We start from the raw sequence: 18,556 nt of genomic DNA, 5'->3' as shown, positions 1-18,556 counted from the left end.
CCATGCCGCCTGTCACGCGCACCGTCTTCCGCCTCTGCTGCTGGATAGGCGGTCTTTTGCTCTTCTTCTGCGTCATCGGCCCCTGGCTGTTTTCGCTTTCGCCGGCGTGGCAGCGCTATGACGCCGTGCAGGAAGAGCACAACATCCACAGCGGCGCCATCTATTACAGCGACGTTCCGGTGACGCAGGAATCGGAAGAGGCCACGCGCAAGGCCGTGCGCGAGGGCATGGCAAACCGCATGCAGCGCCGCCTTGAGGAACGCAAGGCCGCGCAGGCCGGTGGTGGGGCGGATGGCAAAAGCCATTAAAGCCATTAAGGATGCTGCCGGCGCGGCGCCCCGGCCCCGCTTTGTGGTGAGCGGCTGCCTGGCCGGGCTTTGTTGCCGCTATGACGGCGCAAGCAATCCCTGCGCGCAGGTTGTGGCGCTTGTCGAAGCGGGCCTCGCCGTGCCCGTGTGCCCGGAGAGCCTTTCGGGCCTGCCCGTGCCCCGGCCCCCGTGCGAGCAGGTGCTGGCCGGCGCGGACGAGAACGAGGTCCGCGTGCTTTCCCGTGACGGCGCGGACGTGACCGCAGCCTTTGAGCGTGGCGCGGATCGCGCCCTTGCCGCGGCCCTTGCGAGCGGCGCCCGCGAGGCCATCCTCAAGGCACGCTCCCCTTCCTGCGGCGTGGGCGAGGTCTATGACGGGAGCTTCAGCCACACACTCCGCCCCGGCGACGGCCTCTGGGCAAAACGCCTGCGCGAGGCCGGCTTCAGGCTTTGGACTGAAGATAGTCTTCCGCCGGACATGACCGACGATACCACCACGCCCTGAGGCCGGCCACGAGTCTCCGGCCCTTATTTTATCTGATACCGCTTCTTCCCGCTCCGGCCTGTTCCGGCGCTCCGGCTGCCCCCCGGCCCTCCCGGCTCTCCGGCCGGTGGATGGTAAACCCGTTTTTGCCGTTCTGCTTGGTCTCGTAGAGGGCCGCGTCCGCGCCCTGGTAGAGGTCGATGAAGCGGGTGCCGTCCTCCGGGGCGAAGGCCACGCCGATGCTGGCCGAGACCTGCCAGCTGTCCTCGCCGTCCGTGCAGACAAAATGCAGTGCTTCCACGAGTTCGCGGGCCTTCTGCTGGGCCCAGGCGTGGCTCGGGATGGGGATGAAGGCCGCGAATTCGTCGCCCCCGAGGCGCCCCACGATGTCCTGCTCGCGAAAGTGCTTCCTGATGACGGCCGAAAATTCCCGGATGCAGCGGTCGCCGAAGGCGTGCCCGAAAGTGTCGTTGGCCTGCTTGAAATCGTCGATATCGAAGATGAAAAAGGCGGCCGGCGCGTCGGGATGGTGGAGGAGCGCGTCGTCGATCATGCGCTCCGTGGCCTTCTTGGTGGAGCAGCCCGTCATCTCGTCGATATTGGCCAGCGCCTCCTTCTGCTTTTCCGCGTCAATGTTCTTCCTGTAGGTGAACATGTGCAGGGAGTCGTCGTCCGGCGAGTAGAACACATGGGCGTCGATGCGCATCCAGTGGTAGGACTTGCCGTCCTGTGTGATCATGAAGTCATAGCGCAGGTGATGGTTGCCCTTGCGGAACTCGGCGAGCACGTTCTTTGTGCAGAAGCGCGCCACATAGCCCTCGCGGAACTCGGGCTTGATCTGCTTTTCGGCGATGATGGTGAGGCCCTCGTCAAAGGAGAGGCGGCTTGCGCCGATGCGCGCGAAATATTCTTCGGTGTTCGCGCCCACGCAGCGGTTATGCGTGATGTTCCACTCGTAAATATCGTCATAGAGCTGTTCCGTGGCCTGCTTGAACAGGCCGAGACGCTGCTCGATGATGCCCGTGATCTTTTTGTTGAAGCCCCTGATGACCAGGGTGATGACAGTGAAGACGCTGGCGAGGATGAGCAGGAGCACGAGGATGGAAGTGCTGATCTGCGACCGCATCTTGGCGATGAGCGGCGCCGCGTCCTGCTCCACCACCAGGTACCACGAGAGCTCGGGCATGTAGCGCGTGACGAGATAGGAAGATCCCGGGCCCGCCGGCCCTTCCAGTTCCCCGCTCTCCCCGGCGCCGCCTGCCCAGACACCGAAATTGGCGTCACTGTTGCGCCTGTCGAGGATGGCGGCCCGGAGTCGTTCGCGGCCTGAGAGCGTGAACCAATCCTTGTGCTCCTCGCCGGTATGCCCCTGCGAGACCTCCACAGTGCCCGCGCGGTCGAGCAGGAAGACCTCGACCCCGTAGCGCTCCTCATATTCCTTGAGGATGCGCTTGAGGACATCGGTGCGGATGCCGATGCCCACCACGCCGAGCACTTCGCCCCAGGGATCCATGATCTTGCAGTTCACGAACACCGCCGGGGCCTTGCCCGCGCCCGCCGTTTTGTCCGTATCCACATTGAGCGAATACTGGCGGTTCGAGGCCATAAGCGCGGCATACCAGGCGTTTTCCGGGGCGCCCGGGGCGAGCACGCGGTCGATGCCGGCAGCACTGTAATAGCGCCGGCTCGCGGCCGACACCAGAAAGACCGAATCGAAATGGTCCTTCTCCTGATAGGCCGTGAGATAGGACTGGATGGCGCGCGCGAACTCCGCCTCGTCGAGATGCGCGCCCTCGCGCAGGAGCCAGTCGGCGAGGAAGGTGTCGCCGGCCATGGTCAGGGCCATGGTCACGGGCCGGTTCAGCACCGAGGAGAGCCGAAAATAGATGCTGTCCGCGGTGAGCGCCGAGACCTGCTCCAGCGCGGTCAGCGAAACGCGATAATTGGCGCGGTGGCTGAACCAGGCGGTGAGGAGGAAGCCGATGAGGAGGATGACGCCCACCAGCAGATTTGTCTTGATGACCCGGCTGCGCATGCTGCCTCCCGTTGCACCTTCTCCCTTGCGGACTGCGCCGGCAAGCGGCCGTGGCCGCCCCCGCCGCCGGCCTTCAGGCGGACGCCCTCGGCGTGGCCGTGATGCCGCGCCGGGCCAACTCTGCCACCACCTTGGCGCAGAATTCCGGCAGCTTCGCCGCTAGCTCCGGGGTCAGCTCCGGCGACAGGGTCTGCCAGTCGCCGGGCTGGATGCCGATGATGAACGTCTCCGGCCTGTGGCCGGCGAGACCGCAACTGATGAGCGTGTCCACAAGGTCGGTCTGGTGCGTGGAATCCCTGAAGCTCAGGCTCTTGCGCAGGTCTTCCCCTTCCAGCAGGTAGATCGTCCCGGGCGCGCCGGGGCCGAGCACCACGTCGAGCACCACCAGCAGGTCGGCGTCCATGATGTCGGGCATGAGGAAAAGGCCGAGCGTGCCGCCGTCCAGCAGGCGCACATTGTCGGGCCAGCTGTAGTCCTGCTCCAGCCGGTTCACGGCGGCCACGCCGAAGCCCTCGTCACAGAGGAGGATATTGCCCACGCCGAGCACGAGCACCCGCGGTTCTGCCATCTGCCGTTCCTTTCTTTCGCCTTCCGCCATGGCCCGGATACGGAAAGGGCGGGCCAGAGCCCGCCCCCTCCATGAAGCCCCGCACCGGCGCGGGCCGGTGCGAAAGCGGTTACAACACCTTGAACTTGTGGACCTGGTTGGTCTCCCCGTCGATGACATGCACGGCGCAGGCGATGCAGGGGTCAAAGGAGTGGACCACGCGCAGGATCTCCACCGGGCGCGCCGGGTCGGCCACGGGCGTGCCCACGAGGGCTTCCTCGCAGGCGCTCGGCACGTTCTTGGCGTCGCGCGGGCTCAGGTTCCAGGTGGTGGGCACCACGAGCTGGAAGTTGGCGATGCGCGCGTCGTCATCGGTGACGATCCAGTGGGAGAGGCCGCCGCGTGGGGCATTGACAAAGCCAACGCCACGGGCGCTCTTGGGCGGCTCGTAGTTCTCCACGATCTGCTGGTCTTTCGTGATGTTGTGTTGGTACTGCTTGATCCAGGTCTCGACCTGCTGGCCCACGGCCAGTGCCTCGATGCCGCGCGCGGCCGTGCGGCCGAGCGTGGAGAAGAGCGCCTCGGGCCCGATCTGGAGGGCGCCCAGCACCTTGTCCACCATGGGCTTGATGGTCCTGTGCTCCTGCGCGTAGGAGACGAGCACCTGCGCGAGCGGCCCGGTCTCCACGGCGATGCCGTCGTAGCGCGGGGCCTTGAGCCAGGAATACTTGTCCTTGTCGCCCATCTTGGTGAAATAGGGCTCGGTCTCGCCCTCGTAGGGATGGCGGGCCTTGTCGCCCACGTACCAGCTGTGGGCCACGCCCTCGGCGATCCTGTTGGGGTCCATGTCGCGCACCTTGCCGATCTTGCGGTCAAGGATGACGCCGGGCCTGAGCCAGCGCTTCTGGAGATCGCGCTCGCAGCCCGGGTCGGGGAATTCGCCGAAGGCCATGAAGTTGCGCGTGCCGCCGTAGGTGGCGCATTCCTTGTACTGGCTCGCGATGGCGAGCAGGTCGGGGATGTAGTAATCCTCGATGAAGGTCAGGGTCTCCTTGTAGAGATCCGTGAATTCCTTGATGCGCTCGGGCGTCAGGGCGCCATAGTTGGTGACGCCGCCGGGCACGGTGAACTGGGTGTGCGGGTTCTTGGCGCCGAACACGGCCATGGCGCGCGCCGCCTTGACCTGCACGCGCAGGGCCGCGAGGTAGTCGGCCGTGCCGATGAGGTTGAGCTCCGGGCTCAGGTGATATGCCGGGTGGTTGCCGAGGAAGTAGGCGTTGGTGAAGGGGCCGAGCTGGCCGCTGTCCACAAAGGCCTTGAGCTTGGCCTGCACGGCGCGGTAATCGTCGGGCGTGACCTTGCGGTTGGAGATGGAATTGGCGATCTGCGCCGCCTTGACCGGGTCGCCCTGAAGGGCGTTGACCACGTCCACGAAGTCCAGCGCGTGCAGGGCGTAGAAATGCACGAGATGGTCATGCAGGTAGAGCATGGACAGGACGAGATTGCGCAGATAGGTGGCATTGGCCGGGATGGGCTTGTTGATGGCGTCTTCCACGGCGCGCGTGGACGCGAGCGAATGGCTGTAGGTGCAGACGCCGCAGGTGCGCTGCGTGAAGTGGGGCGCGTCAAAGGGGTTGCGGCCCTTGAGGATGATCTCGAGGCCGCGGAACAGGGTGCCCACGCAGCGGGCCTCCTTGATCTTGCCGTTCTCCACCTCCGCCTCGATGCGAAGATGCCCCTCGATGCGGGTCAGCGGATCGACCACCACCTGGCCGGTATAGGTGCTCTGGGGCGCTTTGATGACCTGGCTCATGGTTTCCCCCTAGTTCTTGTAGAATGGCGTCATGTCGTCCCAGAAGCCCGGCTCGCTGCAGCCGATGCAGGGGCTGCCGGCGCCCACGGGCCAGTTGGTCTGGTTGAAGAGCACCACCGGACAGTTGTTGTAGGTCTGCGGGCCCTTGCAGCCCAGGTCATAGAGACACCAGCCCTTGCGCGCCTCTTCGGAATTGAACGAGGGGGCGAACTCGCCGGCGTCGAAATGCTTGCGGCGCTCGCAGCGGTCGTGGACGGTCTGGCCGTAGAACATGAGCGGCCGGCCGAGCTCGTCGAGCTCGATGTCCATGCCGCTCAGGTAGGCCACGAGCGTGCCCACCATGTTGATGGGGTTGGGCGGGCAGCCGGGGATGTTGATGACCTTGATGCCCATGTCCGCATAGGCTTCGCCGAGGCCCACGGCTTCCGTGGGGTTGGGGCGCGCCGCCTGGATGCCGCCGTAGGAGGCGCAGGTGCCGAGGGCGAGATTGAGCTTGGACTTGGGCAGGATGTCCTTGCAGATGTCATACATGGTCTTGCCGCCCACATAGCCGTACTTGCCGCCCATGCCCGTGGGAATGGCGCCTTCCACCATGAGGATGAAGCCCTGCGGCGAATGGACGGCCTGCTCCAGCGCATCTTCCGCGGCCTGCCCGGCGGCGGCCATGATGGTCTCCTGGTAGTCGAGGGAGATGGTGTCGAGGATGAGGCTGTCGATATAGGGCTTGTACATGCGCATGAGCGCCTCGGAACAGCCCGTGCATTCGGCCGTGTGGAGATAGACCACATTGGGGCGCTGCCCGGTGAGGGCCGCGGCCACGTCGTCGGCGAAGGCCGGCCCCATGCCCATGGTGACGGCCACGGCGGTGCAGAATTTCATGAAGTCGCGGCGGCTCACGCCATGGCGTTCCAAACGCTCCTCTCCGCTCTGTTTGCCCAGACCCACGGAAATACGCATAGTCGACTCCTGGCAAAAAAGTGCATGGCGACAAGACGCGCGTGCCCCCGCGCCGCAAGCGGCCCAAGGCGGGCCAGCGCCATTTGTCCGCAAGGATACACCCATGCCAGCGCGGGGTCAACAGGCGCGGGGCTTTTGCACCGGCATCTGGTTTGGGGCACGGGGTTGGCGCCCGGGGCCCCATGAGACACGCGGCGGGTGGCGGCAGCTCCATGGCACACGCGGCCCCGGGGCGCATGTGGGCCGCGCGCATTTTTTCTCTTCCCTCCTGAAAAAAAGGCCTTAAGTTTTTGCCTGTCCGGCCGATACGAGGAGCGAGAGAGTTTGTCCCGCGCCCCTTCACCCGCAACCTGACGCTTTTGCCATGCTCGACGCCCTCCACAGCATCACCGCCCGCCCCGTGGGGCCTGTTACGGCCGGCGCCCCCACCGGGAGCCGTTCCGGCGGCTTTGCGGCCTTTCCGGGCTTGGGGGAGTACGGGCGCGCCGCGCAGGGCGACGCGGATGCGGCCGGCGCCCGGAACACGCAGGCGCAGCAGCCGGATAAGGCTGGGGGCAGAGCGGGCCAGCAGGCCGGCGCGGACGCCGCCGGCGCCTTCGGGGAAAACGGCGATTCGCTGCGCTTGAGCCCCGAGGCCCAGGCCCAGCTGCGCGAGCTCAAGCAGCGCGACGCCGAGGTGCGCGCCCACGAAAAGGCGCACATGGCGGCCGGCGGCCAGTATGTGGCGGGCGGCCCCAGCTACGAATACCAGCGCGGGCCCGACGGCCGGCAATACGCCATCGGCGGGCATGTTTCCATCGACGCCTCCTCCATCCCCGACGATCCCGAAGCGAGCGCGGCCAAGGCCCGGCAGGTGCGCCGCGCGGCGCTGGCCCCCGGCGAGCCCTCGGCGCAGGACAGGGCCGTTGCCGCCAAGGCCGCAACCCAGGAGGCGCGCGCGGCCCGCGAGAAGCGGGACGAGAACGACCAGACCGCCGTCGGCGTGGAGAACGCCCAAAACGCGGAGGGCGCGCAGGGCGCCTCCCCCGCTGAAAATCTTTCGCGCCGTGAGCCGGCCGACGGCATCGAAGGCGCCGCCGCCCCCGAAAGCGCCGCCGGCCGCGAAAATTCCCCAGGGCGCGGCGGCATCGCCCACGCGCTCATGCGCGCCGCCGAGACCTATGCCGCCATGGCGCAGCGCGGCGTCATGCCCACGGCGCTGGCCCCGGGCGGCACGGGCATTTCCCTGCAAATCTGAAAATTCCGGCTCCGAACGCAGAAGGGGCGGCGAAAATTTCGCCGCCCCTATCTTTTCGTGAAACCCGTTCCGCCGCTCAGGCATCCTGCTCCGCGGCCGGCGGCGTGTAGTCCTCAGCGCGGGCGAGGCGCGCCAGCGTCTCCGGCTTGCCGAGAAAGGCCATGATCTCGTTGAGGTGCGAGCCGCCCATGAAGCCCATGAGCGCCGTGCGCAGGGGCGGGGCCACCTCCTTGAACTTCAGGCCATTGTCCGCCACATAGGCGTTGAGCGCGGCCTCGATGGCGCCGGCGTCAAAAGGCTCCACCTTGCTGAAGATGGCAGCCAGCGCCGCGAGATGGGCCTTGCCCTGCTCGGTGAAGTGCTTGTTGGCGTCCTTGATGTTGTAGACCAGCTCCGAAGCGCCCACGAGCAGCGGCCGGAAACTTTCGGCCAGCGCCGCCAGGTTGCTCGCCCGCTCGCGGAACATGACGCACAAGGGTTCCAGCCGGCCGTAAGGATCATTCCCCAGGCGTTCCCACAGGCCCGCGGCCTTGGCGAAGGGCTCCACCAGTTCCACGAGCTGGTTCAGGGGCAGGTCGCGCATGAAGCGCGCGTTGCACCATTCCAGCTTGGCCGGGTCAAAGGCCGCGGCGGCGGGGTTGAGGTTCTTGCCGTCAAAGAAGCGGATGAGCTCTTCCATGCTGAAGAGCTCCTGGTCGCCGTGCGACCAGCCGAGGCGCGCGAGATAGCTCACCAAGGCCTGCGGCAAAAGGCCGTCCTGCTGGTATTCCACCACGGCCCGCGCGCCGTGCCGCTTGGAGAGCTTCTGCCGGTCCGGCCCGAGGATCATGGGCACATGCCCGAAGCGCGGCACGGCGAGCCCCAGCGCCTCGTAAATGAGGATCTGGCGCGGCGTGTTGGAAACGTGGTCGTCGCCGCGGATGACGTGGGTGACGCCCATTTCGTGGTCGTCCACCACCACGGCCATGTTGTAGGTGGGCATGCCGTCGGCGCGGCGCAGCACCATGTCGTCCAGTTCCGAGGCGTCCACGGCGATGCGGCCCTTCACCATGTCGTCAAAGACGATCTTGCCCGTGTGCGGCGCCTTGAGGCGCACGCAACGCCCCTCGCCGGGCCCGAGGCCGAGCTCGCGGCAATGGCCGTCATAGCGGGGTTTCAGGCCCTTCTCCCGCGCGCGCTCGCGCATGGCCTCCACTTCTTCCGGCGTGCAGGAACACCAGTAGGCGTGGCCGCTCTCGAGCAGCTTGTCCACATAGCTGTTGTAAAGGTCGGTGCGCTCGGTCTGGTAGGTGAGGTCGTCGTCCCAGTCGAGGCCGAGCCAGCGCATGGAGGCGAGGATGGATTGCGTATACTCCTTCTTGGAGCGCAAAAGGTCCGTGTCCTCGATGCGCAGGTGGAAACGGCCGCCGAAGTGCCGGGCGAGCAGCCAGGAAAAAATGGCGGTGCGCGCGCCGCCGATGTGCAGGTGCCCGGTGGGGCTGGGCGCGAAACGGGTCACAACGTCTGCCATGGGGTCTTCCCTCAAATCTGTCTGCTGTGTCAGTCGGTTTTTTCTGTAAGGAGCGGATGCGGAGGGGCCCGCCTCAGCGGGCGCCGCTTTCCCCGCGCGCCAAAAGTTCCCGCGCCTCGGCGTTGCCCGGCTCCAGCTCAAGGGCGGTGCGCAAAAGCGGCAGGGCGTGCATGCGGTCATCGGTCGCCAGGAAGACCGTGGCGAGATTCATGGCCACGCGCGCCGAGCTGCGCGGGAGCTCCGGGTCGAGGGCCAGCGCCTTGAGAGCGGCCGCGCGCGCCGCCTCGGTATCCTTGCCCTCCAGCCACGCCATGCCGAGATTGTAGTGCAGGCCAGCGTCATTGGGCGCGATGCCGAGCGCCTTCTGGTATTCCTCGGTCGCGTCGCGCCAGCGGCCCGCGCGACGCAGCAAAAGGCCCAGGCGGTTGAAGGCCGCGATGTCGTCCCGGCCCCAGAATTCCTTGCGGCTGTCCAGCGCGCGGCGCAAGTAGCCCGCCGCCGTCTCCGGGTCGGACTCGGCGTAGAGCTCGGCCACCCGCGTGGCCACGCCCGCCGACCCCTCCTTCGCCTGCCTGGCCGAGAGGCGCACCGCGTCGCCCAAAAGCGTGCGCGCCTTGTCCGTCCTGTTGAGCCGGAGGCTGAGCTCGCCCATGCGCAATTTGCGCTCCACGTCCAGCGGCGAGAGATTGTCCAGCTTTTCGAGGCACTCCAGCTCGCGCGCGGCATCCCCTTTTTCCGCATGCAGGGCCGCGAGGCGGCGCAAGGGGTCAAGGAACATGGACGAGGCGCCGGCGGCCTTGGCATAGGCATCGGCCGCCTTGTCAAACTCCTCCATGGCCTTGAAAATATCGCCCATGAGCAGGAGCACGGCGGGCGCGTTGCTCTTCTGCTCCAGCGCCTGCCCGCAGACCTGGAGGGCGCGCAGGTACTCGCCCTGGCCGAGCAGGGAGCGCGCCCAGTCGAGCGAACGCTCCACCTGCCCCTGCGGGCGCACGGTGAGCGCCACGCGCTCGAGCAGGACCGGCGCGTCCACGGGTTTCAGGATGCAGCCGTCCATGCCGCTCTCCTGCAAAAGCGCGATGCGCTGGCGGTCGCTTCCGGCCGCGAGCAGGAGCACCTTGAGCTCGGGAAAGCCGTTTTTGATGAGGCGCACGGCGAAGGTGAGGTCGCGGCCCTTGAGTTCGCGCTCCACCAGAAAAAGGGGCTTCACGCTGGCCTCGGCCGCCTGCCGGGCGAGGCGCGCGAGCATGTCGGCCGCCGTCGTGGTCATGAGGCAGGAGGCGGGCATCTTGAGCTCGTCGCGGATAAGGCCGCGCAAGAGGTCGACGAAGGCCTTGTCGTCAGAAACGCAAATGATGCGGCCGCCCTCGCGCAGATGGGCGATGACCGCCTCCGCATAGCCCTTGCGCTGGCGCTCGCCGTCCACCCTCGCACCGGCGAGGGACCTGTCGGCGCGCCGCATCTGGATGCGCCGGGTGAGCCCGCTCTTTTCCGCGTCCTCGTTCATGGCGTCCCCCTTGCGGGCCGGGGCGCAAAGGCGCCCGGCCGCACAACCACTCACGATAGCCAAAAGCGCCGCCAAGGTCCAGCGGCGCCGCCCTCAGAAGAGCGGGCAGCTCGCCTCGGTGATGCCGTTGACCACGTTGACGGGGTCGCCGGCCAGCCAGCGGCGGATATTCTGCGCCGTGAGGTCGATGATGTTCTGGCGCGCGCGCACCGTGGCCCAGGCCATGTGCGGCGTGATGAGCACATTGGGCGCCCTGAGGAGCGGATTGCCGGGCCGGGGCGGCTCCTCCGAGAGCACGTCCGTGCCCATGCCGCTCAGGCGCCCGCTCTTGAGCGCAGCGGCCGCCGCCTCCTCGTCCACGAGCGCGCCCCGGGCCGTATTGAGGAGGATGGCGCCCGGCTGCATGAGCGCCAAGCGCTCGGCATTGATGAGCCTGTCCGTCTCCGGGGTGAGCGGGCAGTGCAGCGACACCACGTCGGACTCGGCCAAAAGCTGCGGGAGCGGCACGAAGGCGAAGTCCTCCCAGGGGGGCGCGTCGCGCGGGGTGCGCTGGTGCGCGAGCACGCGCATGCCGAAGGCGTGGGCGAGGCGCGCCATCTCGCGGCCGATGTCACCGAAGCCCACGATGCCGATGGTGAGCCCGGTGAGGCAGATGGGCGTGCGCTGCCAGTAGCACCAGCGCCGGGCGCGCTCCCACTCGCCGTCGCGCACGCTCTCGGTGTGCTCCTGTGTATGGTGGCAAAGCTCGAGCAAAAGCGACATGGCGTGCTGCGCCACATCGGCCACGCCGTAGGCCGTCACGTTGCAGACCGGCACCCCCTTTTCGGCGAAGGCGTCGAGGTCCACATTGTTGTAGCCGGTGGCCAAGAGGCTCACGAGGCGCGCGGCCTGGAAGTGGGCCATGTGCTCGCGCCTGAGCTCGGTCTTGTTGGTGAGGAGGATGTCGGCGCCGTGCACCCGCTCGGCGAGCTCGGCCGGCCCGGTCTCGGGGTGGATGGTGAGCTCCCCGAGCTCTGAGATGGGGCCCCAGTCCACATCTCCCGGGTTGAGGACGGCACCGTCGAGCACAACGATCTTCATGGCAGCCCCTTGGATGGCGCAGTTGCATGGTGTGGGGGTCAGCGCCCGCCGCGGGACGCCCATTGCAAGACTAGCAGCTATCCCGGGCAGAGCGCAAGGGGGACTCGGCTTTGGGAAAAACTCCCGCCTTCCCTTCCCCAAGCGTCGCAACGCACAAGGGCCGCCCCCTTGCGGGAGCGGCCCTTGAGAAGAAGGCGAAAAAAAGACTAGTGGGCGATGACGCGGAAGTCGTCGCGGCGGTTCTTGGCCCACACGGCCTCGCCGGTGCCGAGCACGGCCGGGTTTTCCTTGCCGTAGCTGATCATCTCGAGCTGGCTCGGGTTCACGCCGTTCTGCACGAGATATTCATACGCGGCGCGGGCGCGGCGCTCGCCGAGGGCGAGGTTGTATTCCTGGGTGCCGCGGTCGTCGCAGTTGCCTTCGATGCGCACGCGGATGGCCGGGAACTGCTTGAGGATCTCGGCTTCCTTCTTCAGGACCGCGTCGTACTGGTTTTCGATGTTGTACTTGTTGAAGGCGAAGTACACGCGCGAGTCGGAGATCTGCTGGATGGCGGCGCGCATTTCGGGGCTCATGCCGTCATCGTAGCCGGGCTCGGTGGTGGTCTTCTTCGCGCAGCCGAAGCCGGCGGCCAGGGCCATGACCAGGGTCAGAATAAGAGCGTAGCGTTTCATGTTGTGTGTCCTCCTGAACAGCTGCTCCAAGCAAAAAAACCTTTCCTTTCGGCACCATGCACCGCTCCAAGCGGCGCAGACAGATGGTATCCGGCCTTCCAGTTTTGTCAAGGCGCGAAGCGGGGTTTCGTAAAAGTATTTTTACCCCCCGCGCCATGCCCGGTTTCCGGGCTTATTTCTGCTGCACCGGCATGCCCCAGCGCGGGAAGAACGCCTGCCCGTCGCCAGTGGGCACCTGCTTGGCGTCGCCGCCGTGGCGGGTGGTGAGGTAGATATGGTGCCCGCCGCCGCGCGTGGAGCTGAAGGCGATGAAGTAGCTGTCCGCGCAGAAGGAGGGCTGCTCGTCGCTGCCCGGGCCGAAGGTGATCTGGCGCTCCTCGCCGGTGACGAGGTCCTGCACGAAGATGCGCTGGCCGTATTCGGTCATGCGGCTGTAGACCACGAGGGTGCCGTCGGGCGCGAGGTTGGCCTCGGTGTTGTAGGTGCCGTTCTTGCTCACGCGGGTGACGCTGCCGCTCGCGAGGTCCTTGAGGAAGATCTGCGGGCCGCCCAGGCGCGACGAGGTGAAGGCCATGCGGCTGCCCGTCTTGTCAAAGGTGGGCGAGACATTGATGGAATTGTGCTCCTCGAGGATGCGCTCCTTCTGGAACACATGGTTGAGGAGATAGATAACCGGGTACTTCCCGCGCGAGAGCGCCACGGCCACCTTGTTGTCCGGCATGAAGGAGGGGCCGATGACCACGTTCCCCGGGAAGCGGATGCGCTGCACCTTGCCGGTGGAGCGGTCCCACACGCCGAGCGCGTGCGACTTGGGGTCGATGTGGCTGAACACCACGAAGCGGCCGTCCGGCGACCAGGCGGGCGACAGCGCCTCGCCGGGCATGTTGGTGACCTGCCTCAGATCGCGGCCCCAGGGCTTGACGATCCACACATTGGCGCTCATCTTGCCGGTCTTTTTCACAAAGGCGAGGGTGGAGCGGAAAAAGTCGCCGTTGCCGGTGAGGGCTTCGAGCAGGTCGGCGCAGAAGCGGTCGGCCACCTCGGGGAGGTCCTTGCTGTTGACCTTGGTGTATTCCTTGCCGAAGAGGCGGCCGCCGGTATTGGTCTCAAAGGCGCGGATCTGCACGGGTTTCGTGCCGCTGTCGCCGTCCGGCCAGTAGGTGGTGATGACGATATCCGAGCCTGCGAGCTGGAAGCGCTTGAAATCCAGCGCCGGCGGCTCCCAGCCCTGGAGCACGATGCCGCCGAGCACGGCCTTGGGGTCGGTGAGGCGCGCGAAGGGCAAAAAGCTCAGGTTCTGGTCCACCAGTTTCTGGAGCTGCGCGCCCATGCCCGTGGCCTGCCTGTCCGGCCCTGTGAGCGGCGCGGCCAGGGCCATGTTGACGATGTTCTGGCCCGGATTCATGATGTCCACGCGCATGGCGGCCTTGGCCTCGCCCGCGCGCATCCCCAGCATGGCGAGCGCCGCAAGGGCGGTCACGGCGAGGAGAAGGGAAAGTTTTTTCATGGCTCGCTCTTCCGTTCTGGCTTTCGGCAAGGCCGGGGCGCCTCAGGCGCCGCGGGCGTCACTGCCGGGTAAGGGTAAAGGTGAGGTCCAGCGTGTCGCCGAGGCCGGCGGGCGGCGGCGCCACGGAGCCCGCCCGGCGTATGCCCTGGAGCACGTACTTGTCAAGAAGCGCGTCGCCGCTGCCCTTGAGGATGCTCTCGTCAAGGATCTTGCCCGCGGAGTTGAGGCGCACCCGCGCCGTCGCATGATAGGTGCCGGGCCTGGTCTGCGCCGGGATATACATGGAATTGCGCAGCTTCCAGACAACGGTGCTGATATATTTCTGGAAGCGGCTGTCATACTTGTCCTGCGCCTTGGCACCGGAGGATGAGGACGAGGGCTTGGTGGCGGCAGCCGTCGCGGTCGCCCCGCCCGTGGCCGTGGCGGCGGCCAGCGCGGCGGCCTGGGCGTGGCTGTCCGCCGGGGGCGCAGCCTGTGCCGGGGCTTGTGCGGGCGCGGGAGCCACTTGCGCGGCCGTCTCCGCGCTCTTGCCCTTGGGGCGCCCGGTCCAGAAGGAGAAATAGACATCCAGCGGCATCCCGTAGGGCGGCGTGCCGAAGGGCGCGGCCTCGCGCACGGCGGCGCAGCCCGAGGCGTCCAGCGCGGGGAGGCCCGAGGGCCGCACGGCCTTGCATTCCGTGACGCGGCCTTCGCCGTCAAGCGAGACGCAGAGCCGGAGCTGCCTGTCCTCGGTGGTGGCGGGCGGCGCCCACACGGCGAGCACCTTGTCCATCACGTGGCCGGAATAGCCGTCGTTCTGGCTTACGGCCAGCGCGCTGGCGGCCTGCGCGCCCGTGGCGCCGGCCAGGATCGCAGCCATGAGGCAGACCGCCGCCATGAGAGAGCGCGCCATGAGCAGCGGACGCAGCCCGGGGCGCTCCCGCGAGGGGCGCATGGGTCGAATATTCTGGGGCATGCTTCTCCTCCTTCCTCTCTCGTCCTTTTCCGCTGGCTCCGGGGCCTCATTCGCCCGGGGCGCGCCGCCCCGAAAAACCCGCTCAGCGGCGCCCCATGAGCTCGTCGAAGGTGAAGACGAGGTCAAGATCCGTATATTCCTGCGAGGGCGGCGGCGGAAATTCCCCGGCCTGCCCGGTGCGGATGACGGCGTTGACCGCCGAGGCGTCAAATTGCGCGTTGCCCGAGCTCTGGCTCACCACGGCCTGGAGCACCTTGCCCTGCATGTCCACCTTGACCCTGACCACGCAGGCGAGGTTGAGCCGCCCGGCCGAGGCGAAGCCCCAGTTGGGCCGCACGGCCAGCATCACCTGCCCCATGTAGACATCGCCGAGGCCCCCGCCCCCGGGGCCGTCGCCCTCGCCCCCGCCGCCGCCGCGGTTGCCGCCCGCGCGGCGCTGCGCCTGAGCCAGCGCCTGCTCGATGGCGTTGCCGCGGTCGCCCGACTGGGCGCGGGACGTGGCCTTGCGCGCCTGCTGGAGCGCCGCGGCCACGGGGTCGGTCTTTTTCGGCGCGGGCTTTTCCTGCTTCTTGGGTTCCGGCTTCTTGGGTTCCGGCTTTTTGGGCTCGGGCTTCTTGGGCTCTTCCTTTTTCGGCTCGGGCTTAGGCTCGGGCCTGGGTTCCGGCTTGGGCTCGGGTTTCGGCTCCGGCATGGGCTCGGGCTTGGGTTCATCCTTGCGCGGGATGGGCACGGCCTCGGGCCTTTTCTGCTCCGGCTGGGCCTCCCTGGGCGGCGCGGGCACGGGCTCGGGCCTGGCGGCCTCGCGCGCGGGCGCGGCGATCTCGCTCTGCGGGGCGGGCGGCGTGGGCGCGAGCGGCCCCTCCGCCTGTTCGCCCATGTGCCCGAGGATGGGCGAGGGCGTGCGGTTGCCGCCGGGCGCGCCTTCCACAAGGCTGATCATCACCGGCCTCTGGTCGAGCCTGAGCGGCGGAGACGACGGCCAGAACCAGATAAGCAGGATGAGCGCCGCGTGCAGGCAGAGCGAAAGGATATAGGAGGCGAGCTGCATGCGTGCCTACTTCTTCTTTGGCGCTCCGGGGGTGCGGGCCCGCGCGGGCGCCGCCTCGGACGCCGCGGCCTTGGCGGCGGCCACGCCTTCGGGCTGCTCGGCCATGACGCCGAGATTCTCGATGCCCGCGGCCTTGATCTCGCCCATGACCTCCACCACGAGGCCGTAGGGCACTTCCTTGTCGGCCTGGAGGAAGAGGCTCTTGTTCTTGGCCTTGACGAGGCGCTCGAGGTAGCCGCCGAGCTCGGCCATATCCTCCACCGCGTATTCGTCAAGGAAGATCTTGCCGTCCCGGCGCACGGTGAGGATCATGTGGTCCACCTCGCCGGGCAGGGTCTCCACCTGCTTGGTCTGCGGCAGGTCCACCTCGAGACCCTGGGTCATCATGGGCGTGGCCACCATGAAGATGATGAGCAAGACGAGCATCACGTCCACGAAGGGCGTGACGTTGATCTCCGAAACGAACTTGCCGCCGCCGAGGTTCGCGCCCATTTCAGAGCTCCGTGGCGCCGGTGCGCTGCACCGGGCGGTGGGCGTTGAGCTCGCGCTGGACGCGGTTGAGGAAGAAGCCGGCGAAATTCACGAGCAGGGTGTCCACCTGCGAGAGCTTGCCCATGAAGAGGTTGAAGCCCACGGTGGCGGGCACGGCCACGGCGAGGCCGATGGCCGTGGCCACCAGCGCCTCGGAAATGCCGGGCGCCACCGTGGCGAGCGACGCGGACTTGAGGAGGCCGATGGAGTGAAAGGAATTCATGATGCCCCAGACCGTGCCGAAAAGGCCGATGAAGGGCGCGGTGTTGGCCGTGGTGGCGAGCAGCGAGAGCGAACGCTGGAGGCGCGCCATCTCGCTCGCGGCGCCCTGGCGCAGGGCGCGGCGCACATTGTCCACCACCACCTCGCTCGCGTTGCCGAGCTCGCGGGAGCGGTTGAACTCCTGCACGCCCTGGTGCGCGATATAGTAGAGCGGCGAGCTCGGGTCCGAGCCCAGGGACTGCACGGCGTCGCGCAGGTTGGCGGCCTTGTCGAAGCGCTCGATGCCGGAAACGGCCTTGCGGTTGGCCGCCGTGAGCGCGATGAACTTCTGGATCATCAGGCCCCAGCTCGCCACGGACATGAGCACGAGCAAGGCCAGCACGGCCTTGGCCACCAGGCTCGCCTGGGCGACCATCGAGAAGATGCTGAATTCCATTGATGTCTCCGCTCTAAAGATCGGGCCGCACGGATGCGCCGCAAGATGGCAAGCCCCCGGCTGGAGGATGAACCGTCTTCGGCACTTTTTCAAGAGATTTTTTAGAGTGGCGCGGGGAAACAGTGGCTGCGCCCCCGGTGGCAACCCCCCGGCGCCCGTCCTTGCCAAGGGCGCCCGTCCTGTATACCATGCCGACATGCACATGGCCCACGCTTTCCGGCTGCGGCGCAAAGACGCCGCATGCCCCGCGCTGGCGCGCCTTGGCTGCGCCGCGCTGGCGCTCTGCGCCCTCCTCGTCTTCCCGCAGGGAGCCCCGGCCGCCAGCCGCGAGGCGCCGGCGCCCATCCATCCGGGCGGCCGCACGCTCAAGGCCGGCGGGGACGCCGCGCCGGCCGGCACCCTCGACATGCCCGCGGCCGTGGCCCGCGCGCTCGAGCGCAACCCCTCGCTCGGCGCGCAGGAGGCGCAGAGCCGCGCCTCGGAAGAAGGCCGCAAGTCCGCGCGCGGCGCCTTCGGGCCCAAGCTCGGCATGACCTATTCGGCCGTCAAGCAGGAGCGCAAGACCCAGCCCAGCACCACGCGGCCGCCCGAGCTCGGCTCGTATTCCTGGGGCGTGGAGATCTCGCAGCCCGTCTTTCAGGGCTTCAGGCTGCTCAATTCCTACCAGAAGGCCGCGCTCCAGGCCGACAGCGACAAGGCGGCGCTGCGCCGCGCCGAGCTCGCCATGACCGAGCAGGTGCAGACCGAATTTCTCAACTACCTGCGCGCCGAGGAAAATGTCAAAAGCGAGGGGGACTCGCTGGCGCGCCTGCGCGACCAGCTGCGCATCACCACGGCCTTTTATGAGGTGGGCCTGCGGCCCCGCCTCGACGTGCTCCAGGCCGAGGTGGACGTGAGCAACGCCGAGAACCTGCTGATCCAGGCCGAGAACACGCGCGACACCGCCCAGGCCCGGCTCAACACCCTGCTCGGCTTCACGGCCACCGCGCCGGCGCGCTATGTGGGCAGGCTCGAGCACGTGCCCTTCCGTCGCTCGCTGGAGCAGTGCCTGGAGGCAGCCTACCGCCAGCGGCCCGACCTCATGATCGCGGCGAAAGCCGTGGAGATGGCCGGCAAGGACCGGCGCATGGTGCAGAGCGACTACTACCCGCAGATCGAGGCCTATTACAACATCAACCAGGCGGGCAACACCCCCGACCTCCAGCGCCGCGGCGACCACGGCTCCCGCTCGGCCACCTGGGAGGTGGGCGCCCGCGCCGTATGGAACGTGTTTCAGTGGGGCCTCACCTATTACGCCGACCAGCAGGCCGGCTGGCAGGTGACGCGGCTCCGGCACGAGGAGGAAGACCTCAAGCTCAACGTGGGCTATGACATCAAGTCCAAGCTGCTCGCCGTGCACGAGGCGGAAAAGCGCATCGTGGTGGCGGAAAAGGGCGTCATCCAGGCGCGCGAGGCCTATGACGCGGCGCTGGCCCGCTACCAGGAGCAGGTGGGCACCAACTTCGACGTTCTCGACGCCTCGGCCAACCTCACCCGCGCCCAGGCCTCGCTCACCGGCGCCCGGGCCGACTACCTCACGGCGCTCGCCCAGATCTACGTCGCCATGGGCGAATATCACCCGGACCTCAGGCCGGGGCCGGCCCCCGCGCAAGGCGCGGCAAAGGGCCGGGGCGGGGCCAAAACTTCCGGCAAGGCCCGCTAGGCA

17 protein-coding genes are annotated in these 18,556 nt (G+C 67.7%); 4 read left to right on the top strand and 13 right to left on the bottom strand.

Features of this window, described 5'->3' with window-relative positions:
• The first annotated feature begins 2 nt into the window (after positions 1-2).
• Positions 3-308: a hypothetical protein gene (locus G7Y54_RS00375; protein WP_206214867.1), complete on the top strand. Its 306-nt coding sequence runs from the start codon at positions 3-5 to the stop codon at positions 306-308.
• Positions 292-813, top strand: a complete 522-nt coding sequence (locus tag G7Y54_RS00370; protein WP_165075259.1) for a DUF523 domain-containing protein — start codon at positions 292-294, stop codon at positions 811-813. The genes G7Y54_RS00375 and G7Y54_RS00370 overlap by 17 nt, the downstream gene beginning before the upstream one ends.
• 28 nt (positions 814-841) lie before the next feature.
• Here G7Y54_RS00370 and G7Y54_RS00365 read toward each other — a convergent pair whose 3' ends face one another.
• The 4 genes from G7Y54_RS00365 to G7Y54_RS00350 all read right to left on the bottom strand — a co-directional run bounded on the left by G7Y54_RS00365 (position 842) and on the right by G7Y54_RS00350 (position 6,144).
• The gene (locus G7Y54_RS00365) at positions 842-2,827 is read right to left on the bottom strand and encodes a sensor domain-containing diguanylate cyclase (protein WP_165075256.1); all 1,986 of its coding nucleotides are present in this window, start codon (positions 2,825-2,827) and stop codon (positions 842-844) included.
• 73 nt (positions 2,828-2,900) lie between these two features.
• Positions 2,901-3,395 (bottom strand): HyaD/HybD family hydrogenase maturation endopeptidase, encoded by a 495-nt coding sequence (locus G7Y54_RS00360; protein ID WP_165075215.1) that lies wholly within the window; start codon positions 3,393-3,395, stop codon positions 2,901-2,903.
• A 109-nt stretch (positions 3,396-3,504) separates the two neighbouring features.
• Positions 3,505-5,187 (bottom strand): nickel-dependent hydrogenase large subunit, encoded by a 1,683-nt coding sequence (locus G7Y54_RS00355; RefSeq protein ID WP_165075212.1) that lies wholly within the window; start codon positions 5,185-5,187, stop codon positions 3,505-3,507.
• 9 nt (positions 5,188-5,196) lie between these two features.
• A complete protein-coding gene (locus G7Y54_RS00350) occupies positions 5,197-6,144 on the bottom strand; it encodes a hydrogenase small subunit (protein WP_165075209.1) in 948 nt (315 codons plus the stop codon).
• 364 nt (positions 6,145-6,508) lie between these two features.
• Here G7Y54_RS00350 and G7Y54_RS00345 point away from each other — a divergent pair, with 364 nt between their 5' ends.
• Entirely contained in the window at positions 6,509-7,381 is an 873-nt protein-coding gene (locus G7Y54_RS00345) for a putative metalloprotease CJM1_0395 family protein (RefSeq protein ID WP_165075206.1), read from the top strand.
• Positions 7,382-7,457: 76 nt separating this feature from the next.
• On the opposite strand, the gene gltX is transcribed toward G7Y54_RS00345, so the two are convergent.
• From gltX to tolQ, 9 genes are all read right to left on the bottom strand, one after another.
• Complete coding sequence (gene gltX, locus G7Y54_RS00340; protein ID WP_165075203.1) at positions 7,458-8,891, bottom strand: glutamate--tRNA ligase; 1,434 nt, start codon at positions 8,889-8,891, stop codon at positions 7,458-7,460.
• A 73-nt stretch (positions 8,892-8,964) separates the two neighbouring features.
• Complete coding sequence (locus G7Y54_RS00335; protein WP_165075200.1) at positions 8,965-10,398, bottom strand: response regulator; 1,434 nt, start codon at positions 10,396-10,398, stop codon at positions 8,965-8,967.
• A 93-nt stretch (positions 10,399-10,491) separates the two neighbouring features.
• Positions 10,492-11,478: a D-2-hydroxyacid dehydrogenase gene (locus G7Y54_RS00330; RefSeq protein WP_165075197.1), complete on the bottom strand. Its 987-nt coding sequence runs from the start codon at positions 11,476-11,478 to the stop codon at positions 10,492-10,494.
• Between the two features lie 206 nt (positions 11,479-11,684).
• The gene (pal, locus tag G7Y54_RS00325) at positions 11,685-12,152 is read right to left on the bottom strand and encodes a peptidoglycan-associated lipoprotein Pal (RefSeq protein ID WP_165075194.1); all 468 of its coding nucleotides are present in this window, start codon (positions 12,150-12,152) and stop codon (positions 11,685-11,687) included.
• Positions 12,153-12,324: 172 nt separating this feature from the next.
• Entirely contained in the window at positions 12,325-13,659 is a 1,335-nt protein-coding gene (locus G7Y54_RS00320; protein WP_165075191.1) for a PD40 domain-containing protein, read from the bottom strand.
• Between the two features lie 58 nt (positions 13,660-13,717).
• Positions 13,718-14,614, bottom strand: a complete 897-nt coding sequence (locus G7Y54_RS00315; protein WP_165075188.1) for a TonB family protein — start codon at positions 14,612-14,614, stop codon at positions 13,718-13,720.
• 82 nt (positions 14,615-14,696) lie between these two features.
• Positions 14,697-15,662 (bottom strand): energy transducer TonB, encoded by a 966-nt coding sequence (locus tag G7Y54_RS00310; protein WP_165075185.1) that lies wholly within the window; start codon positions 15,660-15,662, stop codon positions 14,697-14,699.
• Between the two features lie 6 nt (positions 15,663-15,668).
• Positions 15,669-16,154: an ExbD/TolR family protein gene (locus tag G7Y54_RS00305; protein WP_165075182.1), complete on the bottom strand. Its 486-nt coding sequence runs from the start codon at positions 16,152-16,154 to the stop codon at positions 15,669-15,671.
• Between the two features lies 1 nt (position 16,155).
• Positions 16,156-16,851 carry a protein TolQ gene (tolQ, locus tag G7Y54_RS00300; protein WP_165075179.1) on the bottom strand — a complete coding sequence of 232 codons (696 nt, stop codon included), beginning with the start codon at positions 16,849-16,851 and terminating at the stop codon, positions 16,156-16,158.
• A gap of 202 nt (positions 16,852-17,053) precedes the next feature.
• On the opposite strand from tolQ, the gene G7Y54_RS00295 reads away from it, so the two are divergent.
• Positions 17,054-18,553, top strand: a complete 1,500-nt coding sequence (locus tag G7Y54_RS00295) for a TolC family protein (RefSeq protein ID WP_165075176.1) — start codon at positions 17,054-17,056, stop codon at positions 18,551-18,553.
• Positions 18,554-18,556 lie beyond the last annotated feature (3 nt).

Source organism: Desulfovibrio sp. ZJ746, from assembly GCF_011039155.1.
In the GTDB taxonomy this organism is placed as follows: domain Bacteria; phylum Desulfobacterota; class Desulfovibrionia; order Desulfovibrionales; family Desulfovibrionaceae; genus Desulfovibrio.
Note: the sequence above shows the minus strand (reverse complement) of the source record. Positions and strands in the feature narration are given on the sequence as shown.